This is a genomic window from Halopseudomonas pelagia CL-AP6, assembly GCF_000410875.1.
GTDB classification, from domain to species: Bacteria; Pseudomonadota; Gammaproteobacteria; order Pseudomonadales; family Pseudomonadaceae; genus Halopseudomonas; species Halopseudomonas pelagia.
This window is the reverse complement of sequence record NZ_AROI01000031.1, coordinates 15,650-40,195: the sequence shown is the minus strand read 5'-3', so window position 1 is coordinate 40,195 and position 24,546 is coordinate 15,650. Positions and strand designations below refer to the sequence as shown.

Below are 24,546 nucleotides of genomic sequence, written 5' to 3'. Positions count from 1 at the left end.
TCATATTACCTCCGCACAACAAAAACGCTGGCGGATTTCGGACCTGAATGAAAGGTGACGCCACGCGTAGAACTGCTTGACGGCGGCGAGATGCGGCGTAACCATCAGCGCAAACATCACCATAAACAATGCTTGTAATTCAACCATGCTGCAGATACTCCCATGTCCGTTAGCACCCAAGTCAAAAACGTTTATCAGCGCGAATCACGACGGGTTCTCGCCACTCTGATCCGGCTACTGGGCGATTTCGAACTGGCCGAAGAAGCCATGCAGGAAGCCTTCACCGCGGCGCTGCAGCAATGGCCGGACCAGGGCGTGCCCGACAACCCGCGCGCCTGGCTGGTCAGTACCGGACGACACAAAGGGATAGACCAGATTCGTCGCCGCCAAACGGCCAGCCAGCATCTGCAACGGCTTGAGCTGGAAGACCTTCCCACCCACGAGCTGAATGAAGACAGCATAGCCGACGACCAACTGCGGCTAATTTTCACCTGTTGCCATCCCGCATTGGCGATTGAAACGCAACTGGCCATGACCCTGCGGGAAATGTGTGGCCTTAGCACCGAGCAGGTGGCGCGGGCGCTGCTTCAGCAACCAGCGACCGTGGCGCAGCGGATCGTCAGGGCCAAGCGCAAAATCCGCGAAGCCGGCATCCCCTATGAGGTTCCCGAACGCAAGGCCCTGCCGCAACGCTTGAGCAGCGTGTTGCAGGTCATCTATCTGGTATTCAACGAGGGCTATTCGAGTACCAGCGGCGAGTATGTAGTCAACGTCGATATGGCCAAGGAAGCCATTCGTCTCGGCACGCTGATGAGCAGCCTGTTGCTTGACGCCGAGGTCTACGGTTTGCTGGCTCTGATGTTATTGCAGGATTCGCGGCGCGATGCACGGCAGTCTGCCGAAGGTGAGCTGATCACCCTTGAGGACCAGGATCGCAGCCTTTGGCATCAGGCGCAGATCAGCGAAGGCTTGCGCTGGCTGGATGCAGCGCTGCAGCGCCCGCCTGCGGGCGCCTACAGCCTGCAGGCGGCGATCGCCGCGCTACACGCCCAGGCCAGCAGTTCCGCCGACACTGACTGGACGCAGATTATTGGCCTGTATGACCTGTTACTGCAGCGCAATCCCTCCCCGGTGATCGCGCTGAACAGAACCGTTGCTGTGGCCATGCGCGATGGACCACGAGCGGGCCTGGCGCTACTGGATCAACTGGCCGATGCCCCCGCACTGCAAAATTACCACCTGTTACCTGCTGCCCGCGCCGACCTTTACCGCCGATCGGGGCAGTTGCCGGCTGCACGTCAAGCTTACAAACAAGCGCTGCAGCTAGTTCAGCTTGGCCCGGAACAACGCTTCCTGCAGCAACGGCTCGACGCACTAGAGCTTGCGCCCGAACAAAAAGATAAATGGCAAAAAAGATAAATTGCTGTCGATTCCGCGCCCTGCCCCCCGACTCATCCAAGCAGCAACAAATAACCTTAAGCTGAATGGAGAAAAGCACATGAAATACATGTTGATGCGCAAGGCCGACAGCCAAACGGAACGCGGCGAGATGCCGAGTGATGAGATGCTCGCCACGATGGCGACCTACAATCAGCAAATGCTCGACGCAGGGGTGTTCGTGGACGGCAATGGCCTGAGCCCCAGCTCGGAGGGCTGCCGGATTACCTTCCGTGATGGCGTTCCGACGGTGACTGATGGTCCCTTTACCGAAACTCGCGAGCTGCTGGCTGGCTACAGCATTCTTGACGTCGATTCACGCGAGGAGGCCATCGAGTGGGCTTGCAAATGGCCAGGCATGGACAGCGAGGGCAACGTTACTTTAGAACTGCGGCGCTACTTTGATCTGGATGATTTTGTGCCTGGGGCCGGTCTCGACCAGCACCGACAGATGGCGGCAAAAATGGCACGCATACCCAGCAGCGTCAGTATGCATCTGGTATTTAACGGCAATTGCCGCGAGGCGATGACCTGGTATGCCGAGGTATTGGGCGCACGTGTAGTGGCCATGCTGACCCACGCCGAGACTCCTGCCGCCAGCGAAGTCCCAACCGAATGGCAGGAGCTGATCATCCACTCCGAGATTCAGATCGGGCGCTATATCATCATGGCTGCGGACATGGGTGGCGACTGCTACCAGCCACCACAGGGGCATTGCGTGCAATTACAATACGATAAAGTCGACGATGCGCGCCTGGTATTTGATCAACTGGCCACAGGCGGCTCGGTCCAGATGCCCTTCGATCAAACCTTCTGGGCAGAGGGCTTTGGCATGCTCACCGATCGTTTCGGAATCGCCTGGATGCTTAATGCCGGTATTGCGCCCGCAGAAAACTGCACGCAAAAAAACGCTAACTCAGCATAGAAAAGGAAGAGCACGATGAAATATCTGGCACTGGTTTATTATCAGGAAAGCCTGATCAACGCGATGACGGAACAGGAGTGGCATGATCTGAATCAGCAGTGCATTCGCTGCGTGGAGAGCCTCACGCAAAAGGGCAATTATCTGGCTGGCCAGGCTTTGCAGCCGGTCAGCAATGCGACCACCGTAAGGGTACGCGACGGTGAAACCATTATCTCCGACGGGCCATTTGCAGAAACCAAGGAGCAACTGGCCGGCTTTTATATGCTCGACGCTCGAGACCTGAACGAAGCCCTGCAATTGGCCAGTCACATCCCGCCCGCCCGGTTGGGCAGTGTCGAAGTGCGTCCGATACGCGAGCTGCCGCCAAGAGATAACAGTATCTGAGCGCCAACCCAGTCGAGCCGGCTGCACTCGGCTGGGTTGAACATTACCGGTTGGCTCAGGCGTTCGCGAAAGCCTGCCAGAACCTAGGCTGGCTACATCTCGACAATTATATCGAACCCGCCGTAGATCATCCGCTGGCCATCAAACGGCATCGGGTTGGTATCCGACTGTAAACGGGGGTCTGCCATCACCTTTTCCATACCGGTATCGCGTACTGCTCGGGAGGGCCAAGTTATCCATGAGAACACCACCGTTTCGTCATCTCGACGTTTAACCGCCATCGGAAAAGACGTTAGCTTGCCCTCCGGCACGTCATCGCCCCAGCACTCGACGAAACTCAATGCGCCATACTCCTTGAATATCACGCCAGCATCCGCTGCATGCTGGCGATATAGCTCCTTATTAGCTGTCGGCACTGCGACCACGAAACCATCAACATAAGCCATAAAAATCTCCTTTATCTGATTAAAGCAACAAAAGAGCGCAGTTGATCCGCGCTACCTAGAATGAGTCGTGTCAGTAAAGCGCAGATCGACAAATGCGGATCAAAATCATTACTTCATTTATTTCAACGATTTACCCTAACTGCTATTTGACAGCCCTGCCAGCGATGACCAAACTCAACACTTGATTAACGCGAGGACGCAGTCATGAAAGGCGACAAAAAGGTCATTCAGCACCTGAACATCATCCTGGGAAATGAACTGGTAGCCATCAACCAGTACTTTTTGCACGCGCGCATGCTGCAAGACTGGGGCTTGAACAAAATGGGTGACCATGAATATCACGAGTCCATCGACGAAATGAAACACGCCGACATGCTGGTCAAGCGCATTCTATTTCTCGAAGGCCTGCCCAATCTGCAGGATCTGGGCAAGCTGATGATTGGCGAGACCGTGCCAGAAATCATCGACTGCGATCTCAAGCTGGAAATGAAGGCCATTCCCGATTTGCGTGAGGCTATCGCTTATTGTGAAAGCGTTGGTGACTATGGCAGCCGCGAATTGTGCGAGAGCATTCTTGAGTCCGAAGAAGAGCACGTCGACTGGCTGGAAACGCAGAAAGGCCTTATCGACAAAGTCGGTCTGGAAAACTTCCAGCAGTCACAGATGTAATACTGCTCTACGGCTTATGCGGGTGAGCCCCCCCTGGCTCGCCCGCACTTTACCTACCATGGATCTGTGTTCTTGATCACAGCACCAGCCTGTCAACCAACGCCCTTCGGTATTATAATCCTGCCCTTCAACTCCAAGGACAGGTCCTTTATCCGATGCTTGCCGTAAAACCCGCCGCCATTACCTGTGCACTACTTGCCAGCCTGCTCTTTTCCGGCTGTACCAGCCTGACACGCAACTCAGACGCTGCACCGGTCTCGGCCGACACGCTGCTACCCGCCTACTACTGGACTCTGGAACAAGCCACAGATCGTTACGGCGATCATAATCAGGATCTATTTGGCGGCGATACCGAGCCCTTGCAGCTGCGCTTCAAAGACAACATGCTCAACGTCTCAGGTACCTGTAATCGGCTCAGCGGGCCTTATAACATCAAGCGCAACAACCTGGTTGCCGGCAATTTAATGCAGACCATGATGGCATGCGAACAGCAACTGATGCATCGCGAAGCTGGCATCAAGACCTACCTCAACAGCCCGTTGGAAATGACCCTGGAGGCGCACCCACACACTCCCAGGCTGACACTGACCAGCGACGAAGGCGGCAAACTCGTATTGGTGGGTAACGCTACCCCAGAAACCCGCTACGGCAATCAAGGCGAAACCTTGTTCATGGAAGTGCAGGCGCAGACGGTGGCTTGCTCACACCCGCTGATCCCTGATTACCAATGTTTGCAGGTGCGCGAGCTGACCTACGATGCGCAAGGCAGACAAACCTCAAATAGCGACTGGACCATGCTATACCAAGGCATCGAAGGCTTTAACCATCAACCCGGCACACGCAACGTCCTGCGCCTGCAGCGTTTTGTGGTAGCCAACCCGAGAGCCGACCAGCCGGGAATCGCTTATGTGCTGGATACGGTGATCGAGACGGTCAGGGTCATCGACTAGGCGCTGGCTACAGCATTAGTGATGCGGGGAATCAGTGATGCGCCAGGTCCTTATCGGTAAACAGCCAGTCACGTAGCTCCTTGTCGAAGGCTGGATCGCGGCGGCGGATCCATTCCAGCGTCATGGCAGCGTGCTCTTTTTCCTCATCACGGTTGTGCTTGAGCACCGCCTTCAGGTCAGCATCCTTGCAGGCATCGACTCGCTGGTTGTACCAGTCCACGGCCTCCAACTCTTCCATCAGCGAAATAATGGCCCGGTGCATATCCCGGGTCTCGTCGCTCAGCTCGGCAACGGGTTCGTGATAACCTTCGTTTGACATGTGCACGTCCTCTTGAATGTTTCATAGCATGCTAGTGAAGCAGCCCGTTCTGAGCAACCTAGACTGGGAAAGTGCATGCTCAATAGGTCATCATTGCGCCTTCAGTGCTTATGTTCAGGCGGCAGTGCGACGCACAAAGGTCAACAACCCGGCAGCCCCGGCAAACAAGCCAGCAAAACTTCGATTGAGTATTTTTTGCTGGCGTGGAGAGCGCAGCAATCGTAGCACTCGTGCAGCCAGCCCCGTGTACCCTGCCATGACGATCAGATCAATCACCACCATCGTCGCCGCGATGACCAGATACTGCGTAAGTAAAGGTTGGGTCAGGTCAAGAAATTGCGGCAAAACAGCGAGCATGAAAACTACCGCTTTGGGGTTGCTGGCATTAATCAAAAAGCCACGCAACACCAGACTTAACGGCCGGCCAACAGGCCGGCCAAGAGACTCGGTGCTCATATCCATTGGCGCGGCGCGCCACTGCCGCCAGGCCAGGTAGAGCAGATAACCGACCCCGAACCACTTAATCAAGCTGAAAGCCAGCTCCGATGTAGCAAGCAGGGCACCGACACCGGCCGCCACCACCGCTATCTGCAATAACAAACCCAACTGCAGGCCTAGCGCTGTCCAGTAGCCGCGGAGAAAACCATAATTCAGTCCGCTGGACATTGATGCAATGGCACCCGCACCCGGCGACAGACTGATAATCCAGCACGCCACCAGGAACGCCAACCACGTTTCAATATTCATTAATCACCCTAGAAAAAGAGTCCCTTTGTTCAGCACTCTAGCAACAAAATATTACCGGCGCTTGTTCCTGCGGAAAAATGTGTCGAATCACTGAACAGCTAGCGGCATTGTCTGTCTATCTCTTAGCAGCCTGTTACACCCAGTCAGTAAATCATCACCCCATCAGGCTGCACAACAGGAGAACTGTTCATGTCCAACTTCAGAATATTAACCGTTGCCTTTACCCTTGCAGCCCTGAGTGCCACTGGCACTGCCCTGGCTGGCCAACACGCAAATCAGAGCGCGGAAGAGTCCGGGCCCACTCATACGCAAGGTTCGCACTCGGACACTGACTCCGGAGGCTCTGCGCAAGTACCAGGCACGCGCGACGGTGCCGAGAAAACCAACCCCTATGACGAGGTTGGCCCTGAGGATCGAGACGACAATATCGGCGACCCTATGGACGATGCCCAAACGATCAATGAATGAGACTTGCCAACAGTCGATTGAAGGCGCAAATTTTAACTAACGGAAGATTGGCAGCACCAAGCCTTTGTTTCCGTCGCGGCAACTTCAACAGCCGAGCAGGCGTTGAAGCGCAGGTAATTAACCATAAGGAATTCCCTATGCAGGTACAGGTCAATAGCAAGCACATTCAAGGTAGCGTCCGGCTGCAGGAATGGGTCAGCGCCACCGTCACTGACCAGCTTGATCATTTCGATGATCACCTCACCCGAGTCGAGATTCACCTCAGCGATGACAATGCGCACAAGGCAGGCTCAGACGACAAGCGCTGTCAGATCGAATTTCGCCCCAAAGGCCATCAGGCCATGTCTGTGACCCACAAAGCAGAGTCACTTGAGCAAGCGGTGAACGGCGCTGCTACCAAGGCACGTCACGCCCTAGAGCATCTGATGGGCAAACTGGAGGCTAAAATCACACCAAGCAAGGTACTTAGCGATCCGTTGCAGGATGAAGAACCCAAGGCAGTCAAGGACGCCCTGTTGCAAGAAGAGTTTCTTGCCAAGCAACACGAGCTGGGCAATAGCTAACCCGCTTGATCGTCCCAGCCATACGTTGGGGCGGCCGTTAAGGCACGCCCCTTCTCAACTCATTCCATATCCTGTAGCCATGCAGATTTCTGGCTACAGTAGGTAGATCACCCCCATGCGTCAGGAACTGTGCGTTATTCGTCGCATGCAACAGGACGACCTTGTCGCCGCCGCGCAAGTCCATAAGAGTGCTTTTTCCCAGCAGCGCAATTCCTTCCATTGGCTGGCGTGCAATTTGGTTGCCTACCCGCGCATCATCGTCTACGTGGCGACCTGTGAAGAACAACCTGTAGGTTATTGCCTATGGACGCAAAAGGGTGGCTTTCGCCCGGAAGTGGTGCTCGAGCTAGAGCAAATCGCCGTCATGCCTGAGCATAGGGGTAAAGGGATTGCTTCGCGCATGATTATCGAGTCGCTGCAAGATGTGCAATCGGTGTTAGCCATGCATCGCTCGGCACTCAAAAATGTGGTGATTACCACCCAAGCCAACTACAGTGCCCAGCGCCTTTATGCATCCGTTCTCGGCGCCAAGGTGGAGGCCGTGATCAGTAATCTGTACTCGCATCATGATGAGGCGATCATGATCGCCCGCGATCTATCACACTTCGGCAAGCCTGGGCCAAGGTCGCTGGCATCAAGACGTCAACTGACCAGAACCCTCGGCTAATCCCTTCACTCTTCTGCCAAGCGACCAATCGAATCAGCTGGTTACTCTTTGTTGTTGCACCGTTTCACCGTCTAACTATTGAGCGTCCAACTGACGCTCAATAACACCAGACAGCTGCTCCCAACCGGGACTGGAAAGCGGAATATTATCCACTAGCACTGTCGGCGTACTTGCCACGCGAAGCTGACGCGAGATAGACAGGCTGGCCTCGACCTCCTCACGACGCTGTTCTCGGGTGAGGCAGCGTTCAAAACGGCCCTGGTTCAGCTTGAGCTGATCGGCATAACCGTTGAAGCTGGCCAAAGGGTCCCGCTCAGTACTCCAGCGTGATTGATGGGCAAACAACAGATCATGCATACCCCAGTACTCACCCTGATCACCGGCACAACGAGCCGCCTGGGCCGCAGGCATAGCGTTGCGATGCTGAGCAAGCGGCAACTCAAAAAACACCAGACGGGCTTTACCCGTATCAATATATTCGGTCTTGAAGCGCTCATGCACGCGCGCGAAACTGGCGCAGGCTGGGCACTGGTAATCGGCAAACTCACGCACGACCACGGGCGCATCCGGATCGCCCAGCTGTACTCCATAGCTATCCAACTCTGCAGGAAAGGGCGGCGTGCCCGCTGGCACCTCAGGTAATGCAATCGCAGGTCCGCTACCCGGCGTAGCCAGATACACAGCAAGTCCACCCAAAGCCAGCACCGCTAGCAGTGCGCCACTCCACAACAACGCCTGCTTGTGCTGTTGGCCCTGGCGCCCAGGCCCCGAACCGCCCGTTGCGTGACGGCGTTTTGCCTCTCCCATAACTCCCTCCCTAGCAATAATGTTCAAAATCCTCAGCCGACGTCAGCTCAACGTCGTGCGGGCGACCTAAGCGTACACCCAGTTCCGCCGCAGCAGTGAGGCAAATGAAAACTCTTGAAACTTTTTTCAGCAGCCCTCTGTCGCATGAGGATGGTAGAGATCTACTGCACCCCATGTGCGGCGTTTGCGCTGCACCAGTCTGTCCATTCAGTGAAGCAAGCTCGTTACTAACGACATACCTCTGCCAGCTGCTGACGCCCGCTTTGCGGCTGTTCAACCTTCGCTGAAGGTACTGAGACTGTGCTCTTACAGACAGATAACAGATAACCCTGGAGGTTACACGCATGACGACAGCATTGGACTTATACCCCACCCGCCTTGCTAAACATAACGCAGCTGACCACCCTGCACACATTGGCCGACGTGATCCAGTAGTGCACGCACGCAACCAGCACCGCTGGAATGGGCCCCTCGACGAAGTCGCTCTTTCCCATTACGAGCGCGATGGCTATCTGTGGTTCGAGGGCTTTTTCTCTCAGGAAAGCATGCAACCCTTCTTTCAGGAGCTCAAAGACATGGCCAACGAGCCAGAGCTACTGGAATCCGATCAGGTCATTGCCGATCCGGCCAGTGGCGCTATTCGCTCGGTCTTCGGCATGCACGAGCTCTCGGAGAAATTCAGCAAACTCACCCGAGACCCTCGCATCCTGGGCATGGTCCGGCAGTTACTGGGTAGCGAGGTGTATATTCATCAGTCGCGTATCAATGACAAGTTTGGTTTCCAGGGCAGTGGCTTCGATTGGCATTCGGACTTTGAAACCTGGCACGCCGAGGACGGCATGCCCCGCATGCGTGCGGTCAGTGCGTCATTGATGCTGACCGACAACAACGAGTTCAACGGCCCGCTGATGCTGATTCCCGGCTCGCACCACCACTTTGTCCCATGTGTCGGCGAAACACCGGACGCGAATTGGACTAGTTCGCTCAAAGCCCAGAAGCTGGGTGTACCGGACCAGGCCACCCTCGCGGAACTAGGCAAACGTGGAGGCATACAAGCGCCCAAAGGCCCGGCTGGCTCATTACTACTATTTGAGTGCAACGTATTGCATGCCTCCAACGGCAACATGTCGCCCTGGCCACGCTCTAATTTGTTTTTTGTTTATAACAGCGTAGAAAATCGCCTGGGTAGGCCCTACGCCGCAAACCAGGAGCGCCCCGAATATCTCGGAGCACGCCACAAAGTCGAACCTCTGGATGTGCATGACGACTTTCCCGAGCTGGCTGGGCAAGGTGTCGCCCCGCTACACGGCAGCCGCTAAACAAGCCTTGGTGACAGCGGACATCCGCCCTCGGCCGGCACTCAGGTACGAAACCGTCCTACCTGCCGCTGCAACCCGGCTGCTAGTTTGGCCATTGATTCGCTGGCCTGGCGGCTTTCTTCGGAGCTCTGCGCTGCCTGATTCGACAGGTCACGGATACCGCTGATATTGCGCGCGATTTCCTCGGTCGTTTGGCTCTGCTCTTCGCAAGCGGACGCAATCTGCGCCGCCATGTCGTTGATGCGCACCACTGATTGGGCCGTATCGTTCAAGGAGCGTTCTGCGCCGGCAGCCTGTTCCACGCTTTGCGAGGCTAGCGCGGCGCCTCGTTGCATTACCGCAACGGCCTGACCGCTGCCCGCTTGCAAGCTTTGAATCATCTCCTGAATGTCTCGCGTGGACGCTTGCGTACGCGCCGCCAGGGCACGCACTTCATCGGCTACCACGGCAAAGCCACGACCCTGTTCACCTGCCTCAATCGCCGCGTTCAAGGCCAACAGGTTGGTCTGCTCGGCAATCGCCTGAATCACACTGAGCACGCCACCGATCTTGTCACTGTCTTGCTCCAGGCGGTTGATAACGCCTGCAGCTTCTTCCACGTCACCCGCCAGCCGGCGCAGTGCATTCATGGTCTGACCTACGACTTCAGAGGCAGCATGGCCCTGTTTGTCCGCCTGACTGGCTGCCTCAGCTGTACTATGGGCGTTATCAGCCACCTCGTGAATGGCGGCGGTCATCTCGGTAGCCGCCGTGCTGACTTGATCAATCGCGCTGTATTGGTCATTAACCAGACGATCCTGATGGGCTGCAATAGTGCTCATCTGCTCTGACGCAGCCGCCACCTGAAGCGTCGAGTCTGCTACCTCGCGAATCAGCGTCTGCAGTTGGCCAAGAAACTGGTTGATACTCTGACCCAACTGACCAACTTCGTCAGTCGACTGAACGTCCACCCGCTTGGTCAAATCACCCTCGCCATCTGCGATGTCCCGGATGCGCCCGAGAATATTCTGTATCGGGCGCAGTATCAGGCCGGGGAATAGCAGAATCATTAACATGCACACCGCCAGTCCGATCAGCGTCATGGTGGTTACGATCGCAGAATCTTTAACGGTAGCCTCGCGCGCTTCGACCACTTCGAGAGCAGCCTGCGCATCAATCTGCTGAGTCATCTGATCAATAATATCGCGCGCCCGACCGAACAGCTCGGCAGACTGGCCGAAGCTCAGCATCTCGGCGCGCTGCACGTCAGCGTCATAATCACTCTGTGCCAGAGTGACTACTTCCTCGGCCATGCGCTTCCAAGCGGCAAAAGCCTCATTGAACTGTCGGGCCATTGCCTTGCCCTCAGCGGACTGGGTGCTGCCGGCAAAGACGTTAACGCGGTCGATTGCCTGCTGCATATTGGTGCGATGCTCCGCACCCATCTCGGCAAATTCGTCTGGATCCAGCCCGTGAACGAAAGCTCGCTCGGCCACCAGCGCCTGGTACAAATCGCGGTCGGCTTCAAGCAAGGTCGTCGCCTGTGGCAACAACTCAGATGAAAAGCGGTTAAGCCGGCTGGAAAGGTCGGTAACCGCAACAAAGGAGACCATACCCAAGGCCAGAAACACTATTGCCAGCATGCCCAGGGGCAATGTCAGCTTCCAGCGAAAACCCATATTACGAAAATAACCGAGCATAATTCGTACTCCAACATTTTCAGTCGCTTTGCGCGCCAGTCAAGAGCCAACAGGACACTATCCCTGGCGCATCTAACCTGCTTATCGACTGAAACGCCGCTTCCTTTAGAGGGAGCACCAAAACAATTGCGATAGACGCAACAATCCGCGCAGCTAAATGCAACGATCAATGGCCGAGAAGGCCCGCTTTTAGCGCTAGGAGAGGTACAGCAGAAGGAACGTTATGGCAAAAAGCCAGCTCAGTGAGAGCTGGCCCGTCGTACTCAGGTCAGCATGATCAAGCGGTTGGGCAGCTCATTGCGCTCGTGCGTAGCGGGCACGTGCAACTGCAGCTGTTCACCACAGGCCTGGATGCAGGTCAGAAAGCCCTGCAGCACCTCACCATCATGTACTTGCGAGGTGAAGCGCTGAACAATGGCCTCCCACACAGCATCATCGATACGGTTTGAGATACCACGATCAACAAGTATTTCCACATAGCGCTCGGCTTCCGAGACAAAGATCAGCATCCCGGTATCGGCCTCGGTGTGATGCAAATTCAGCTCGATAAATTGTCGCCGCGCCAGATTACTAGCCCGCCAATGCCGCACGGGCGCAGGGATCAGCCGCGTCAGTACCATCGGTAGACGAAAGAGTAACGCCAGCACAATAAAGATCACCCACTGCACCAACAGCAGTTGACCAGCCCCGAGCCAGTCGCTGAACAATAGCACCGCGCCCGGTAATACCAGCGCTACCAGGCTGGCCCACAGCAACGGAATGTAATGGTAATCGTCCGCCTGGGCAGCCAACACCGTGACCACCTCAGCATCCGTTGTGAGTTCGATACGGTCGATTGCATCAGCAACTTGCTGCTGCTCGCTTTGTGTAAGAAGAGTCATTGCATTTCCATCCTGGACATTACCAGCCGCCCGAGGCGCCACCGCCTCCAAAGCCGCCACCACCACCGCCGAAACCGCCACCGCCCATACCACCGCCGCGGCCGCCGCCCATACCACCAAGCAGGGCTCCAGCCAGCATGGCGGTTCCTAAACGTCCACGTTTGCCGCGGCCGCCACGGCCACCGCCGCCAATCAGTCCCATCACGATAAAAAACAGCAGTATGAAAACCCCTACCGGCGGCTTGTCGTCCGCTCTGCCAGGCTGAGCCTCAGGCACGCGCAGCGGATCGCCGCCGAGCACCTGAACCATGGCTGTCGCACCCTCAACGATACCGCGCTCGAACTCATTCTGGCGGAACGCCGGGGTGATGATGCTGTTAATGATCATCGATGACTGCGCATCGGTCAGGCGGCCTTCAAGCCCATAGCCAACCTCGATTCGAATACGGCGGTCATCGCGCGCAATAATCAGCAAGGCTCCACTATCGGTATCCGCCTGGCCTATGCCCCAGGTACGTCCCAGCTCAAGGCCAAACTCCTCGATGCTGCGCCCTTGCAGATCAGGCACCGTCACCACCACCACCTGCTCACCGCTAGCCTGCTCATGACTGGCTAACATCGAAGTCAGCTGGGCTTCGGTCTGCGCCTCCAGCATATCCGCCTGGTCCACTACCCGGCCCGTCAGCTCCGGAACGCTAACCTCCTGCGCGACTGCAGTGCTTGCCAGCATCAGTACGCTGACAATCAGACTGGCCAACGAGGTTGCTGCATACCTCATTCGAAACTCACCGCAGGCGCCAGCTCGGCATCCTCGGTGGTAGCCTCGAAGTTCTCACGGATCGGCATATCGCTGTACATCACGCTGTGCCAGAAACGCCCGGGGAAGGTCCGAATTTCGGTATTGTATTGCTGGACGGCAGCAATATAGTCGCGCCGAGCCACCGCAATACGATTCTCGGTACCCTCCAGCTGTGACTGCAACGCCAGGAAGTTCTGATTCGACTTCAAATCAGGATAACGCTCCGACACCGCCATCAGACGACTCAGCGCTCCGGTCAACTGGCCCTGGGCCTGCTCGAAAGCGCGCATCTTGGCTGGATCGTTGAGATCATCCGCGCTGATCTGGATCGACGTGGCACGCGCACGCGCCTCCACCACCGCAGTCAGCGTTTCCTGCTCTTGACGTGCAAAGCCTTTCACTGTTTCGACCAGATTGGGGATCAGATCCGCCCGCCGTTGATATTGGTTCTCCACCTGCGACCAGGCGGACTTCACCTGCTCATCATAAGTAGGAATGTTATTGATGCCGCAGCCGCTTAGAAAAGCCGTCAGCATTAAAAGAACGGCCAGTGGCCAGGTAGATTTCAGGCGCTGCATACGCATGTGGTGTTCGTCCATGCCAGTTGAGGTATTCAATACAGACCGTCAGTCCTGAAACGAGTTCAGGCCGGCCGAAGCACAGACACTAACAGCATCGGCGCTGTTTTTCCTGCCCGGATTGAAAAGCTATCCGCGTATGGGGGTCGCTACGGGTAAACTAACGAACTCATTTCCTAACGTTTGAGCCTGCGATGACTTTTGCAACTCTTGGCCTGATTGATCCCCTGCAGCGCACGCTGGTCACGCTTGGCTATCACGCCCCGACTCCTATCCAGCTGCAGGCCATACCGGCGGTGCTCAAGGGTCGCGATCTGATGGCCGCGGCCCAAACCGGCACCGGCAAGACCGCCGGCTTTGCTTTGCCATTGCTGCAACGTCTGACTCAGGAAGGCCCGAAGCTGCAAAGTAACGCGGTGCGCGCGCTGGTGCTGGTGCCCACGCGCGAGCTGGCCGAGCAGTTATTGCACAGTTTTAACGCCTACGCCCAGGATCTGCCGCTGCGCAGCTACGCCGTATACGGCGGTGTTGCCATCAATCCGCAGATGATGGCCCTGCGCAAGGGCACTGATGTGCTCATCGCCACCCCCGGCCGGCTGCTGGACCTGTACCGGCAAAACGCGCTGAAGTTCGACCAACTGCAGACCCTGGTGCTGGACGAAGCCGACCGCATGCTTGATCTGGGCTTTGCTGATGAGCTCGACCAGGTGTTCGCCGCACTGCCCCGGCAGCGCCAGACGCTGCTGTTTTCGGCCACTTTTTCCAGCGCTATTCGCGTGCTCGCCAGCGAGCTGCTCCGCGATCCTTTACTTATTGATATCAGCCCACCGAACACGGCGGCTAAACTGGTGCGGCAATGGATCATACCGGTCGACAAAAAACGCAAGACCGAACTGTTCATGCACCTGCTGCGGCATCACCAATGGGGCCAGGTGCTGGTATTCGCCAAAACCCGCAACAGTGTCGACCAACTGACCGACAGCCTCACGGCCCAGGGCTTCAAGGCCGATGCGATACACGGCGACCGCCCTCAGCCAAGCAGGCTACGCGCCCTCACCCGCTTCAAGGCAGCCGAAGTGCAAATACTGGTTGCGACCGATGTCGCTGCCCGCGGGCTGGATATTGACGCCTTGCCCCTGGTGGTCAACTTCGACCTGCCCATTGTGGCCGAAGATTACATTCACCGCATTGGCAGAACCGGTCGTGCGGGTGCATCGGGGGACGCTGTCTCCCTGGTCAGCGCCGATGAAGCCAGACAACTCGCTGCCATCGAAACCTTAACGCAGGCGTTGTTAAAGCGTGAGGTGGAACCGGGATTCGAGCCCGAGCACAAGGTTCCTGTCACCGCGCCCGGCGGGCAACTGATCAAAAAACCGAAAAAGCCGAAAAAACCCAAATCGGCACCAGCCAAGGGCAAAAGCCGAATTCATTTGGGTAATTGGTTTGAAGAAAAATAGCCCGCACGGCTGTTCAAATTGTGGTCTGAGTCTCACCGCCGTCAGACACCCTGGCTTTATGGGGTTTCATCTAATTGAAATAACGCTACAATTCGCCCGTTTTTATCGTCGGGCCTAGCCCCAAGGGTAAAACCCGCTCAGAGTGAGCGCGCGCCGCGCGCTTGATCACGCTTCAGGGAGTAAGGCGATGTACAGGAAGTTTGCAGTGGCAGTGCTGGCGGTCATAGCCGTTGAAGCTCAAGCCAAGGTTGATAACGTGCAAGCTGCACGCCTTGGCGCCGACCTTACGCCACTGGGTGCGGAACGCGCTGGCAACGCCGCGGGAACCATACCCGCCTGGACCGGTGGTGTTACCGCTCCGGCCGAGTATCGTGAGGGCATGCACCATCCCGACCCCTATGCTGATGACGCGGTCCTCTATCACATCACCCATGAACACACCGAACAGAACGCCAGCCTGCTGCCTGACGGTTTACGTGACCTGCTGGAACGCCACCCCGACTATTACCTGCGCGTATTTCCAACCCGACGCAGCGCCTCTGCGCCGCAACGCATCTATGACGCAACCCTACAGAATGCGCTGAATGCCGAGCTGGTTGAGAACGGCAATGGCATTACCGGCGCGGCTGCCGGCGTGCCTTTTCCCATTCCGCAAAATGGCACTGAGGCCATCTGGAACCATATCCTGCATTACCGGGGAGACCAGAACCATTTCATTAATCACCAAGCCGTCGTTATCAACGGCAACGTCAATCTGATCCGGCGTGACCGGCAGATATACTACGTTTATGGTCGGGAAGGCATGACGCCTGACAAGCTCGACAATACCTTGCTGCATTACAAATACACCGTGACCGCTCCGGCCAGACTGGCTGGCACCTCATTGGTGGTGCAAGACCCGCTTGACCAGGTATTCACCACGCGTAAGGCCTGGCGCTACAGTTCAGATAATCGTCGCGTCCGGCGCTTGCCTTCACTGGCTTATGACTCATTGCAACCCGATACCAGCGGCCTGGCTACTGCCGATGTGGTGGATTCCTACAACGGCGCGCCTGATCGCTACGAATGGACATTGGCCGGCAAGCGCGAAATGCTCGTTCCCTACAATAGCTATGCCGTGCACCAGCAAGGCATTCCCTACAACCAGATTGTGCAGGCCAAGACCTTGAATCCGGAGTTGCTGCGTTACGAGCTACACCGCATCTGGGTGGTCGATGCCAATCTGCGCTACGGCTATACCCATCCCTATGTGGTACGCCGGTTCTATATCGACGAAGATAGCTGGCAGATTCTTGCCGTCGACTTGCGCGACAAGAACGGCGAATTGATCGGCCTGCAGGAAAGTCATCCGATCAACTACTACGACGTGCCCATGTTCGGCAGTACGCTGGAAACGCTCTACCACTTGAAGAGTGGTAATTACTTCGCCGACGGGCTGGATAACAACGAGCCTATGTATAACTTCAAGGCCAACCTGAATCCACGTGATTTTTCACCGCAAGCCCTACGCCGCGAAGGTAATTAAGCTAGCAGCCAACAGAAATACAACAGGCGCCTCAAGGCGCCTGTTTTTTTAACCCTGATCAAACAAACTCAGCCCAGAAGCACCACGTGCCCTTCCTGCGGATCAATCCGCCCAGCACACAGGCTATCCATTAGACCTGAGCCGCTTCCAAGCCCTCCTGTTCATTGACCCGCATCCATGACTGTTGCTTGTCGCTGGGCAAGGCCCTCGGAATAACGCCTTCGCCCTGCGCTAAATCCGAAAACGCCGGACCCACAAAGGGTCCGGCGCAGGTTAAAACGCTGCTGCGATATCAGTACGGGCAATTGCCACGGTATTCAGAAATCCGATTATCGGCAGTGTGATTGGGGCCACAAAGAAACTGTTTGTACCGCTCGTCCTGATCCAGATGCAGTTTCATCCACGACACGCCCATACGGCTAAGCACGCTGTCATAGCGCCCGAAGGAGGCAGCTCCGTTGGCGCAATAGTGGTTGCCACCATCGATCTCAACAAATGCCTTGTTCAGGTCGCCGGGCAGACGATTGTAAAAAGGTGACGCATGGCTACCGACGGGCGCAATAATGTCAGACTCGCAAGCAAAGATCAGCGTGGGCGCCTGAACATTACGAAATTGCAGGCTAGAGGTATCCCAAGGTGCCAACGGAATAGCGGCACTGATACGGCCCTCAGTTGCTACGCGCAAGGTGCCGCCCCCGCCCATAGACCAACCCACCACACCCAGACGATTGGTGTCGATCATCCCGCGCACCGCACTGCGGGTCGCGGTGTTCTGGTCAATCAGATAGTCCAGCGCACTGTTAATCTGCCGGGCACGGCTGGGCGGTTGGTCAAAACTCGTATTGGTGTCGATAGTCATAACCACAAACCCATGCGACGCCAGTTTCGGCCCCCACCACTCGATAGAAGACTCGGCAGAAACGTAGCCCGGAATCACCACTATCGCTGCCATGGTACCCGTAGTGCCGCTGGGGTAATGAATCGTACCGCCGCCAAAACCGCTCACCAAACCGGACACACGGCTGGTATTGACCGAATAGGGTCCACGGTCGGCTTCAAGAAAAGAAACAGAAGGGTCTGGGCCACGGGCAAATCCACCCGGCTCTACCGGATCCTGTGGAGGCGCAGGGTTAGCCGCCATGACAGTAGCAGACAGCATGAGGGCGCTCGCCGCGAACAGCGTGGACAGGCTTTTGGGGATTAGTGTGTTTTTCATTGAAACTCCATGGATATAACAACGGTTTTATTATTGAAATGGGGTGTGGCTGATGGTCCACGGACGAGAGAAACACCATCAACCGGCTGGAGTTTTGACGCACCAAGAATACAAGTCAACAGCCATTCGGAACTTTCACCCATATGGGTTAAAGTTCTGAATGGGACATTTTCCATAAATGATCAAATGAACTGAATACTTATAAATCAGCATGTTAACCCGAATGGGTGATGCGCCATTGAACCAACTTTGTTGTTTCACAAATAAGCAGCTAAAACCAACTTTGTTAAACCTGGACATAAGGCATCAGAGGACAAGAGCACTTAAACGCCCCTAAGATTAAGCGTTCACGGCATGTAAGCCTTAATAGTATGCATGAGGGGTCTTTTTCAGCGTACGGTGAGGCGGGGCCAAAAGGCTCATGTGACCGCCAGCTCAAGGCCAACAGACCGACGCCAGTTAAAGACCCTTGGAAAAATCAAGAACACAACCGGCTTGAGGCCACCTGCTTGCATGATGGCGTCAAAGTGTGACCTGTCCGGCAAAGCTGTCACCTTTCAATTGACCTTGGCGCCGGGATTATTAAGCTCTTGCGCCAGCGTGTTCTCAACACGCCCATACATGAACAGAAAATCAGCAACGGCTCGCAAGCCTGCGCATAACTTCAAGACAAGAGCAGCCTTACAGGGAGCGTTAAGCGTTATGCTGAAAATTGGTATCGGTTCGAAAACCTCCACCGGAGGCGTCGTCATTGAAGGCAATCAGGGGTTGATGTTCGATGGCCTCGTAGCCAGCTCCGTCGGCCACAAGGCCACCTGCCCCGCCTGTAAGAAAGGCATCGGCGCAATCGTGGCGGTAGGCAGCAGAACCATTAACCTGCCCGCTGGCCCGGCAGCCCGGGCCGGCGATTACGTCGCCTGCGGTTGCCCAACGGGGTCCAATACGCTGGTTGGTGAAGGCACTATTACCCTTGGCAGTACACGTGTGGGCGCTTAACAATGGTATGAGCAAAGTCCACGCAGTGGCAGCTACCCCTGACTACTGCTGAACAGCCAAACGCACAGCGCGTTGACGGTGGCTGATATAAATCAGCGCCAGCGCGCCCATCAGCAAGGCCATCGACAGGTAGCGTGATAGGTCCAATGGCATACGGGCGTTACCGAGCCAGCCGAAGTGGTCGATCAATAGACTCATCACCAACTGCCCGGAGATGACCGCCACCGTGGCCGCCGCAGTACCAACGCGTGGCACCGCGAATACAATCGCGAGCATGTAGACCACGCCAAACAGCGCACCGATTAACTGCCATTTCGGCACGGTGAGCAAGGTCGCCTCTTTAGGCGACTCGAAGAAGAACATCAGCAGAAAGGTAATGACCGCGCCCACGGCAAAAGTTAGCCAGGCACTTTCGACCACGCCCGCGTTAGCGCCCAACTTGCCGTTGATGGAAGACTGCGCCGCCAGCACTGACCCGCCAATTAAAAGTAAAGTAAAAACAATAGGTAATAGCATATTAATATCCTTTTACATTAACCATAACGCCGCAAGAATCATCACCAGCGCCTGCAGGCGATAAGCGTCTACCGCTCGCCGTTCGCTGCCGAGCAGACCAAAATGATCGATGGCCAGACTGGCCGCGACCTGCCCGCAAAGAATGCCGACCATGGTCATGCCAACCCCTACCAACGGGGTTGCTATGGTCAGTATGATGACGTAGATCGGCCCCAGAATACTGCCGGTCAACATCCAGCGCGGCTGGGCAAACAGGTGCCCAAGCTGCCGCCGCGGTGCGAACACCAGCACCAGCGACAGCAACAATGCTCCAACCAGAAAAATCGACAGAGTGGCGGAAAGGTGCCCTACCTGCTCACCCAGCGGACCCAGTAACCCCGCCTCCACCGACAGCCCCATACCGGCTACCAACACCATCAGCAAAATGATTGCTTGTTGCATACCGCCTCCTTTACTCAGGCGGGCAACAGTAATGCGCACGAAGACTTGCTACAATTGGGTCAAATGACAAATGACTATTGCTTTTTGGACAACTCACCCAGCTTACTCGCGCTCCGGCTCTTCGTTCGCGTCGCACTGTCCGGCAGCTTTGCCGAAACCGCACGTTTCTACAGTCTGCCGGCCTCGTCGGTATCGCGTCATATCGCCAACTTGGAAAAGCACCTGGGCCAACGCCTGCTGTTTCGGCATACCCGCGCAGTGCGCCTGACCGACGCCGGAGAGCGCTACTACACGGATGTCAGGCAGATTCTCGAGAGTCTGGAGCTGGCCAACGAGCATGTTAGTAGCAGCGGTGGCGGCCCGCGCGGGCTGCTGCGCATCAATGCGCCGGTGGCCTTTGGTCGCCGGCATATCGCCCCGCTCCTGGCAGAACTACAATCACAGCATCCGGCGCTGGAGGTCGAGCTGACGCTCAGTGACGCCTTTATCGATCCGGTAAAGGAAGGTGCGGATGTAGTCATTCGGGTCGGCGCACTGGGCGATTCCAGCCTGGTCGCGCGCCAGCTTGCCCCGCAGCGGTTTGTCACTTGTGCGGCGCCGGCCTATCTCGAGCGGCACGGTGTGCCCTCGCATCCTGAGCAACTGGTGGAGCACAACTGCCTGGTATACAAGGGCACCCGTGGGATTCAGCCCTGGTACTTTCGCCCACCTGGCTGCGCCAACTTCCAACGCTTCGATGTGAACGGCAACCTTTACGGAAACAATGCTGAAAGTCTGGTGGAGGCTGCGCTACAGGGGCAGGGCATCGTTCTTTTCCCCACCTGGCTGCTGTACCAAGCGTTGCGCGAACGCACTCTAGTTCCGGTGCTGGACCATTTCGAAGCCTCTGGCGAGGTCACACTGGAAGGCATCCATGTCATCTATCCGGAAAATCGCCTGCGCTCATCAAAGGTCGCCGTGTTTCTTCAGCATCTTTTCCGGGAAACCGGCGAGCGGCCCTATTGGGATAACTAAAGCTCAACGTCCTTGGCCCGTTCCATCTGCTCCCTCAATCCGCTCCCTCGGCGGGAAAAACACCGGCAGGTCGAGATCGCCATCACGCTTTCATCATTGCGCTGAATACCACCACCACTGCGCGTTTGCCGAGCCCGGGCCAGCCTGACTACACTTCAGCAATCACCTTCACACCAAGGACAGATCATGAGCTTTGATACTCCTCTATATCTCTGCGGGCCGCTACGCGAACCCAAACAGATGCTCGCAGACCAACAGTACAGTGGCCACACCTCGATCCATGACGACAGCATGGCGGAAAAGCTCGGCTTCAGAGCCGGACCGATTGAAGGCCCCACCCACTTCAGCCTGTTCGTTCCGCTACTGGCCGAGGTCTGGGGGCAGGCCTGGTTCGAGCGCGGCTGCTTCTCATCGCACTTCCAGAACATGGTCGTTGAGGGTGAGCTGGTTCGCGCCTTTGTTGAGCGTCCAGCGCCCGGCGCCACGCGCGTGCGCGCTTGGGCTGAGAAGGCCGATGGCACTCCGGTACTGGAAGCCAGCGCCAGCCTCGGCCCTGACGGCGGACCAACACTGCTGGATGAGCGCATGACCAAACTACGCGGGCCTGAGAAGCTGGTTATTCTGTCTGATCTGCAGGTTGGCATGGTTGGCGTCGCAGACGAAAAAGTACGCATGGATGCCGAGCAGCACATGGGTGATCTGTATCCCTTCTCGCTCGCCCAGAAGCTGGAGGGCATCACCGAAAACTCGCCCTGGTATTCGGACGCTGCCAGCAGCCCCTGGGGCCGCGCCATCATCCCGTTGGAGATGGTCAGTGTATTGGCCGAGTACACCAGCAAGCAGGCCGCCTTCCCGGTCAAGCAACCGGTGATTGGGCTGTTCGCTGATCAGGAAATCCGCATGATCGATGGGCCGCTGTTCGTCGGCGAGGACTATCTGATCCGTCGTGAGGTCGTGGCCTTGTCCGAGAGTAAACGCACCGAATCCTACTGGGTTCGCAGCCGTATCTACGACGCCAGCGGTGAAACACTCAAGGCAGAGATGCTGCTCAACCACGCCACGCTCAAGCACTCCTACCCCAACTACGAAGCCGAAGCATCCGCCTGATAAAATTGCGTCGCTACTCTAGGGTAGCCGCGCAGCCAACCCAACCCGCCCTTGTCTCTTTCAGCTCGTCGTGTCCGTCTTGATGAATATTGCATGACGGTCATGCATCCGTAATACCGACATTCTAGGTTGAGATGCTTCGTCACACACAACCAAGGATGCGGAAATGCTGAACTATAGATTAAAGGGGCTGGCTGGGCTGGTCATCTGTACTTCCCTGGCGGCATGTAACAGTGGCTCTTCCGATAATTCCAGCGATGATCCGGCGCAGGCTGGTCCCCTTACACTCAACATAGCGCATATAAACGATCATCACTCGCAGCTTGATGCCTTTGCCGGTTTTGAAATTCAGCTGGACGGCGAAACTACCCGCGTTGAGTTGGGCGGCTTTTCACGCGTCACCTCCGCCCTCGCCGAGATTGAACAACGTGTTCCCAACCTGCTGAAGCTACATGCGGGTGACGCCATTACCGGCACCCTTTACTACACCTTTTACAAAGGTGAAGCCGATGCGGATATGATGAATACCGTCTGCTTCGATGCCTTCGCCCTCGGCAACCATGAATTCGATGATAGCGATGCGGGTTTGAAAACCTTTCTCGATTACCTGGCTGAAGGTGATTGCGACACCCCGGTACTGGCCGCCAACGTCAAGCCTCAGGTCGGCACGCCGCTGGCACCCTCGGCAGTTGATGATTACATCAAGCCCTACACGGTTCGCGAAGTCGACGGTGTGCAGGTCGGCATCATAGGTATCGATATCAGCGGCAAGACCACTAACTCTTCTCGTCCCCTGGACAGCACCGAGTTTCTTGACGAGATTCAGACTGCCCAAGATGTCATTAACGAGCTGCAGAGCCAGGGCGTCGAGCATATCGTGCTGCTCACCCACCAGGGCTATGAGAACGACAAAAGCATGGCAGCTAACCTGAGCGGTGTAGACGTGATCATCGGCGGCGACTCGCACTCGTTACTCGGCGATTTCAGTACCTTGGGCCTGGCCTCCTCCGGCGACTATCCGACCCGTGCAACCAATGCCGATGGCGACCTTGTCTGTATTGGTCAGGCGTGGGAATACAGCAAGGCATTGGGCCTGATGAGCGTAGAGTTCGATGGCGAGGGTAAGGTCGCCAGTTGCGAGGGCCAAGCATCACTGTTGATTGGCGACACCTTCCAACAAGCGGTAGACGGAACCTTTTCTGCCGTCGGCGAGTCGCGCCGTCAGGAACTGCTGACGCTAGTCGAGACCATGGACGAGCTGAATGTCACTGCACCTGACACTGCCGCAGAAGCGATTCTGGCGACTTACAAGGATCAGATAGACGAGCGCAAGCAAGAGATTATTGGTTTGGCAAATGAGTCGTTCTGCCTGGTACGCGTACCCGGCGAGACGACCAACCGCAGCAGCGGTACTCCCGGCTGCGCCACCGCCAATACCCTGGCCCAAGGCAGCGATGCTGCCCAATTAGTCGCCGAGGCCTTTCTCAACGCCAGCCAGCGCGCCGACTTCGCACTGCAGAACGCGGGCGGCGTGCGAATTCCGCTACCTGCAGGCGAAATCACCTACAACACCGCATCCACCATGCTGCCTTTCACTAACGTGCTGGTAGAGCTGGACATTACCGGTGCCGAGGTGGTGTCGACCCTGGAAGACGCGGTAGCCAACCATCTTGACGCCTCAGGTTCGGACGGTTCCCAGCCTTATGCGGCGGGCCTGCGCTGGGATGTCGATTTATCCGAGATACCTGGCTCACGCTTCAGTAATGTTGAGGTACGGAACGAGAACGGGCAATGGGTGCCGATTGAACTGAATCGCACTTACGTGCTGGTGACCAACGACTTCATTGCTGAGGGTCGCGACGGGTACACCACTTTGGGCACGGTCACCGACGATGGACGCTCGGTAAATACCTACCTGCTTTACACCCAGAGCCTTGTCGATTACCTGATCGCTCAGAATAATGTGTCCCGTCCCATGCGCGGAGATTACTCTCATCAGGTTGTAATAACCGCCAGTGGCGTTCTACTGACGGACTAACCCCGCTCTAGCTCGACTGGAAGCGCTCTGTCTGGAGCGTTTTCAGCTACCTTCAGAGATCAGTGCTTTTCCCCACGATCAACGACACCAAATAACGCACCATCGGCAGCACCAGGGTAATAGTCGGGAATGCCACCACGAAAGCCAGCATCCAGGCCTTAACCCAGATCGCCCAAATACCGTCCACCAGGCCGATATTAAACAGCGTGATCACCATCGACATGATGCCTGACATGATCAGCGCCATCAGGCAGGAAAACACGTAAGCGGTATATTTCTGTGGAATCAAGTTGAAGGCTTCCTGTTAGTTAATGCCGACATTAGGGTATCAGCATCGAAGGCCACCAGGACGCACGCTGACGGCGACGCAGTGGCGTGAACACCGTGGTGTACAGATAAGGTATCTGATGCATACCCCACTCTGCTCGGTAGAACCTGTAGGTCAGATAGACTGAGACTCGTGTGGCATCATCATCGAGCCCATCCGCCCAATACCGCCCTAGCCACACTGATGTTGGTCATGCTCAACCATTGAATTCGAGCATAGAATCCAGGCCATTGCCAGAGTGGTCGTCACCCGTACATAGCGGTAATGCAA

General features: G+C 56.5%; 28 protein-coding genes. 15 read left to right on the top strand and 13 right to left on the bottom strand.

The window, feature by feature from the left end:
- Nucleotides 1–147: a hypothetical protein gene (locus K787_RS25250; protein ID WP_161785951.1), complete on the bottom strand. Its 147-nt coding sequence runs from the start codon at nt 145–147 to the stop codon at nt 1–3.
- Between the two features lie 15 nt (nt 148–162).
- Here K787_RS25250 and K787_RS0119035 point away from each other — a divergent pair, with 15 nt between their 5' ends.
- The 3 genes from K787_RS0119035 (at nt 163) to K787_RS0119025 (ending at nt 2,746) form a co-directional block, all read left to right on the top strand.
- Entirely contained in the window at nt 163–1,419 is a 1,257-nt protein-coding gene (locus K787_RS0119035) for an RNA polymerase sigma factor (RefSeq protein WP_022964401.1), read from the top strand.
- Between the two features lie 79 nt (nt 1,420–1,498).
- On the top strand, nt 1,499–2,362 hold the full coding sequence (locus K787_RS0119030; protein ID WP_022964400.1) for a YciI family protein: 864 nt from the start codon (nt 1,499–1,501) through the stop codon (nt 2,360–2,362).
- Nucleotides 2,363–2,377: 15 nt separating this feature from the next.
- Nucleotides 2,378–2,746, top strand: coding sequence for a YciI family protein (locus tag K787_RS0119025; RefSeq protein ID WP_022964399.1), 369 nt, complete (start codon nt 2,378–2,380; stop codon nt 2,744–2,746).
- Between the two features lie 92 nt (nt 2,747–2,838).
- On the opposite strand, the gene K787_RS0119020 is transcribed toward K787_RS0119025, so the two are convergent.
- Entirely contained in the window at nt 2,839–3,192 is a 354-nt protein-coding gene (locus K787_RS0119020) for a DUF1428 domain-containing protein (protein ID WP_022964398.1), read from the bottom strand.
- Nucleotides 3,193–3,396: 204 nt separating this feature from the next.
- Here K787_RS0119020 and bfr point away from each other — a divergent pair, with 204 nt between their 5' ends.
- Nucleotides 3,397–3,861 carry a bacterioferritin gene (gene bfr / locus K787_RS0119015; RefSeq protein ID WP_022964397.1) on the top strand — a complete coding sequence of 155 codons (465 nt, stop codon included), beginning with the start codon at nt 3,397–3,399 and terminating at the stop codon, nt 3,859–3,861.
- A 155-nt stretch (nt 3,862–4,016) separates the two neighbouring features.
- Nucleotides 4,017–4,811 (top strand): DUF4377 domain-containing protein, encoded by a 795-nt coding sequence (locus K787_RS0119010; protein ID WP_022964396.1) that lies wholly within the window; start codon nt 4,017–4,019, stop codon nt 4,809–4,811.
- Between the two features lie 31 nt (nt 4,812–4,842).
- Here K787_RS0119010 and K787_RS0119005 read toward each other — a convergent pair whose 3' ends face one another.
- Nucleotides 4,843–5,130, bottom strand: coding sequence for an encapsulin-associated ferritin-like protein (locus tag K787_RS0119005; RefSeq protein ID WP_022964395.1), 288 nt, complete (start codon nt 5,128–5,130; stop codon nt 4,843–4,845).
- Between the two features lie 114 nt (nt 5,131–5,244).
- A complete protein-coding gene (locus K787_RS0119000; RefSeq protein ID WP_022964394.1) occupies nt 5,245–5,877 on the bottom strand; it encodes a LysE family transporter in 633 nt (210 codons plus the stop codon).
- A gap of 189 nt (nt 5,878–6,066) precedes the next feature.
- Between K787_RS0119000 and K787_RS0118995 the strand changes: the two genes are divergently transcribed.
- The 3 genes from K787_RS0118995 (at nt 6,067) to K787_RS23790 (ending at nt 7,575) form a co-directional block, all read left to right on the top strand.
- On the top strand, nt 6,067–6,345 hold the full coding sequence (locus K787_RS0118995) for a hypothetical protein (protein WP_022964393.1): 279 nt from the start codon (nt 6,067–6,069) through the stop codon (nt 6,343–6,345).
- Between the two features lie 137 nt (nt 6,346–6,482).
- Nucleotides 6,483–6,908, top strand: a complete 426-nt coding sequence (locus K787_RS0118990) for an HPF/RaiA family ribosome-associated protein (protein WP_022964392.1) — start codon at nt 6,483–6,485, stop codon at nt 6,906–6,908.
- A gap of 115 nt (nt 6,909–7,023) precedes the next feature.
- Nucleotides 7,024–7,575 (top strand): GNAT family N-acetyltransferase, encoded by a 552-nt coding sequence (locus tag K787_RS23790; RefSeq protein ID WP_201765130.1) that lies wholly within the window; start codon nt 7,024–7,026, stop codon nt 7,573–7,575.
- Nucleotides 7,576–7,650: 75 nt separating this feature from the next.
- Here K787_RS23790 and K787_RS0118980 read toward each other — a convergent pair whose 3' ends face one another.
- Complete coding sequence (locus K787_RS0118980; protein ID WP_022964390.1) at nt 7,651–8,382, bottom strand: DsbA family protein; 732 nt, start codon at nt 8,380–8,382, stop codon at nt 7,651–7,653.
- Nucleotides 8,383–8,726: 344 nt separating this feature from the next.
- Here K787_RS0118980 and thpD point away from each other — a divergent pair, with 344 nt between their 5' ends.
- A complete protein-coding gene (gene thpD, locus K787_RS23785) occupies nt 8,727–9,701 on the top strand; it encodes an ectoine hydroxylase (protein ID WP_022964389.1) in 975 nt (324 codons plus the stop codon).
- A 41-nt stretch (nt 9,702–9,742) separates the two neighbouring features.
- On the opposite strand, the gene K787_RS0118970 is transcribed toward thpD, so the two are convergent.
- The 4 genes from K787_RS0118970 to K787_RS0118955 all read right to left on the bottom strand — a co-directional run bounded on the left by K787_RS0118970 (nt 9,743) and on the right by K787_RS0118955 (nt 13,659).
- Nucleotides 9,743–11,380 (bottom strand): methyl-accepting chemotaxis protein, encoded by a 1,638-nt coding sequence (locus K787_RS0118970; RefSeq protein WP_022964388.1) that lies wholly within the window; start codon nt 11,378–11,380, stop codon nt 9,743–9,745.
- A gap of 263 nt (nt 11,381–11,643) precedes the next feature.
- A complete protein-coding gene (locus K787_RS0118965; RefSeq protein ID WP_022964387.1) occupies nt 11,644–12,261 on the bottom strand; it encodes a TPM domain-containing protein in 618 nt (205 codons plus the stop codon).
- Between the two features lie 19 nt (nt 12,262–12,280).
- Nucleotides 12,281–13,039, bottom strand: a complete 759-nt coding sequence (locus K787_RS0118960; protein ID WP_022964386.1) for a TPM domain-containing protein — start codon at nt 13,037–13,039, stop codon at nt 12,281–12,283.
- Nucleotides 13,036–13,659, bottom strand: coding sequence for a LemA family protein (locus tag K787_RS0118955; protein ID WP_022964385.1), 624 nt, complete (start codon nt 13,657–13,659; stop codon nt 13,036–13,038). The genes K787_RS0118960 and K787_RS0118955 overlap by 4 nt, the downstream gene beginning before the upstream one ends.
- 173 nt (nt 13,660–13,832) lie before the next feature.
- Here K787_RS0118955 and rhlE1 point away from each other — a divergent pair, with 173 nt between their 5' ends.
- Entirely contained in the window at nt 13,833–15,095 is a 1,263-nt protein-coding gene (gene rhlE1, locus K787_RS23780; protein WP_022964384.1) for an RNA helicase RhlE1, read from the top strand.
- A 187-nt stretch (nt 15,096–15,282) separates the two neighbouring features.
- The gene (locus K787_RS0118945; RefSeq protein ID WP_022964383.1) at nt 15,283–16,620 is read left to right on the top strand and encodes a DUF1329 domain-containing protein; all 1,338 of its coding nucleotides are present in this window, start codon (nt 15,283–15,285) and stop codon (nt 16,618–16,620) included.
- A 292-nt stretch (nt 16,621–16,912) separates the two neighbouring features.
- On the opposite strand, the gene K787_RS0118940 is transcribed toward K787_RS0118945, so the two are convergent.
- Nucleotides 16,913–17,836, bottom strand: a complete 924-nt coding sequence (locus K787_RS0118940; RefSeq protein WP_022964382.1) for an alpha/beta hydrolase family protein — start codon at nt 17,834–17,836, stop codon at nt 16,913–16,915.
- A gap of 702 nt (nt 17,837–18,538) precedes the next feature.
- Between K787_RS0118940 and K787_RS23775 the strand changes: the two genes are divergently transcribed.
- On the top strand, nt 18,539–18,832 hold the full coding sequence (locus K787_RS23775) for a PAAR domain-containing protein (RefSeq protein WP_022964381.1): 294 nt from the start codon (nt 18,539–18,541) through the stop codon (nt 18,830–18,832).
- A 42-nt stretch (nt 18,833–18,874) separates the two neighbouring features.
- Here the strand turns inward: K787_RS23775 and K787_RS0118930 are convergent, their stop codons facing one another.
- Together K787_RS0118930 and K787_RS0118925 are read right to left on the bottom strand one after the other, a co-directional pair.
- Nucleotides 18,875–19,348, bottom strand: coding sequence for a DMT family transporter (locus tag K787_RS0118930; RefSeq protein WP_022964380.1), 474 nt, complete (start codon nt 19,346–19,348; stop codon nt 18,875–18,877).
- A 12-nt stretch (nt 19,349–19,360) separates the two neighbouring features.
- Nucleotides 19,361–19,789, bottom strand: coding sequence for a DMT family transporter (locus K787_RS0118925; RefSeq protein ID WP_022964379.1), 429 nt, complete (start codon nt 19,787–19,789; stop codon nt 19,361–19,363).
- Nucleotides 19,790–19,873: 84 nt separating this feature from the next.
- Here K787_RS0118925 and K787_RS0118920 point away from each other — a divergent pair, with 84 nt between their 5' ends.
- From K787_RS0118920 to K787_RS0118910, 3 genes are all read left to right on the top strand, one after another.
- Entirely contained in the window at nt 19,874–20,803 is a 930-nt protein-coding gene (locus tag K787_RS0118920; protein WP_028615108.1) for a LysR family transcriptional regulator, read from the top strand.
- A gap of 186 nt (nt 20,804–20,989) precedes the next feature.
- Nucleotides 20,990–21,910, top strand: a complete 921-nt coding sequence (locus K787_RS0118915) for a hypothetical protein (RefSeq protein WP_022964377.1) — start codon at nt 20,990–20,992, stop codon at nt 21,908–21,910.
- Between the two features lie 166 nt (nt 21,911–22,076).
- Entirely contained in the window at nt 22,077–23,948 is a 1,872-nt protein-coding gene (locus tag K787_RS0118910) for a 5'-nucleotidase C-terminal domain-containing protein (protein ID WP_022964376.1), read from the top strand.
- Between the two features lie 52 nt (nt 23,949–24,000).
- On the opposite strand, the gene K787_RS0118905 is transcribed toward K787_RS0118910, so the two are convergent.
- The gene (locus K787_RS0118905) at nt 24,001–24,237 is read right to left on the bottom strand and encodes a DUF2798 domain-containing protein (protein WP_022964375.1); all 237 of its coding nucleotides are present in this window, start codon (nt 24,235–24,237) and stop codon (nt 24,001–24,003) included.
- Nucleotides 24,238–24,546 lie beyond the last annotated feature (309 nt).

Bases quoted from the DNA above. Each gene is read 5' to 3' on its own strand.
- K787_RS25250 (WP_161785951.1), bottom strand. From the start codon at position 147: ATGGTTGAATTACAAGCATTGTTTATGGTGATGTTTGCGCTGATGGTT.
- K787_RS0119035 (WP_022964401.1), top strand. From the start codon at position 163: ATGTCCGTTAGCACCCAAGTCAAAAACGTTTATCAGCGCGAATCACGA.
- K787_RS0119030 (WP_022964400.1), top strand. From the start codon at position 1,499: ATGAAATACATGTTGATGCGCAAGGCCGACAGCCAAACGGAACGCGGC.
- K787_RS0119025 (WP_022964399.1), top strand. From the start codon at position 2,378: ATGAAATATCTGGCACTGGTTTATTATCAGGAAAGCCTGATCAACGCG.
- K787_RS0119020 (WP_022964398.1), bottom strand. From the start codon at position 3,192: ATGGCTTATGTTGATGGTTTCGTGGTCGCAGTGCCGACAGCTAATAAG.
- bfr (WP_022964397.1), top strand. From the start codon at position 3,397: ATGAAAGGCGACAAAAAGGTCATTCAGCACCTGAACATCATCCTGGGA.
- K787_RS0119010 (WP_022964396.1), top strand. From the start codon at position 4,017: ATGCTTGCCGTAAAACCCGCCGCCATTACCTGTGCACTACTTGCCAGC.
- K787_RS0119005 (WP_022964395.1), bottom strand. From the start codon at position 5,130: ATGTCAAACGAAGGTTATCACGAACCCGTTGCCGAGCTGAGCGACGAG.
- K787_RS0119000 (WP_022964394.1), bottom strand. From the start codon at position 5,877: ATGAATATTGAAACGTGGTTGGCGTTCCTGGTGGCGTGCTGGATTATC.
- K787_RS0118995 (WP_022964393.1), top strand. From the start codon at position 6,067: ATGTCCAACTTCAGAATATTAACCGTTGCCTTTACCCTTGCAGCCCTG.
- K787_RS0118990 (WP_022964392.1), top strand. From the start codon at position 6,483: ATGCAGGTACAGGTCAATAGCAAGCACATTCAAGGTAGCGTCCGGCTG.
- K787_RS23790 (WP_201765130.1), top strand. From the start codon at position 7,024: ATGCGTCAGGAACTGTGCGTTATTCGTCGCATGCAACAGGACGACCTT.
- K787_RS0118980 (WP_022964390.1), bottom strand. From the start codon at position 8,382: ATGGGAGAGGCAAAACGCCGTCACGCAACGGGCGGTTCGGGGCCTGGG.
- thpD (WP_022964389.1), top strand. From the start codon at position 8,727: ATGACGACAGCATTGGACTTATACCCCACCCGCCTTGCTAAACATAAC.
- K787_RS0118970 (WP_022964388.1), bottom strand. From the start codon at position 11,380: ATGCTCGGTTATTTTCGTAATATGGGTTTTCGCTGGAAGCTGACATTG.
- K787_RS0118965 (WP_022964387.1), bottom strand. From the start codon at position 12,261: ATGACTCTTCTTACACAAAGCGAGCAGCAGCAAGTTGCTGATGCAATC.
- K787_RS0118960 (WP_022964386.1), bottom strand. From the start codon at position 13,039: ATGAGGTATGCAGCAACCTCGTTGGCCAGTCTGATTGTCAGCGTACTG.
- K787_RS0118955 (WP_022964385.1), bottom strand. From the start codon at position 13,659: ATGGACGAACACCACATGCGTATGCAGCGCCTGAAATCTACCTGGCCA.
- rhlE1 (WP_022964384.1), top strand. From the start codon at position 13,833: ATGACTTTTGCAACTCTTGGCCTGATTGATCCCCTGCAGCGCACGCTG.
- K787_RS0118945 (WP_022964383.1), top strand. From the start codon at position 15,283: ATGTACAGGAAGTTTGCAGTGGCAGTGCTGGCGGTCATAGCCGTTGAA.
- K787_RS0118940 (WP_022964382.1), bottom strand. From the start codon at position 17,836: ATGAAAAACACACTAATCCCCAAAAGCCTGTCCACGCTGTTCGCGGCG.
- K787_RS23775 (WP_022964381.1), top strand. From the start codon at position 18,539: ATGCTGAAAATTGGTATCGGTTCGAAAACCTCCACCGGAGGCGTCGTC.
- K787_RS0118930 (WP_022964380.1), bottom strand. From the start codon at position 19,348: ATGCTATTACCTATTGTTTTTACTTTACTTTTAATTGGCGGGTCAGTG.
- K787_RS0118925 (WP_022964379.1), bottom strand. From the start codon at position 19,789: ATGCAACAAGCAATCATTTTGCTGATGGTGTTGGTAGCCGGTATGGGG.
- K787_RS0118915 (WP_022964377.1), top strand. From the start codon at position 20,990: ATGAGCTTTGATACTCCTCTATATCTCTGCGGGCCGCTACGCGAACCC.
- K787_RS0118910 (WP_022964376.1), top strand. From the start codon at position 22,077: ATGCTGAACTATAGATTAAAGGGGCTGGCTGGGCTGGTCATCTGTACT.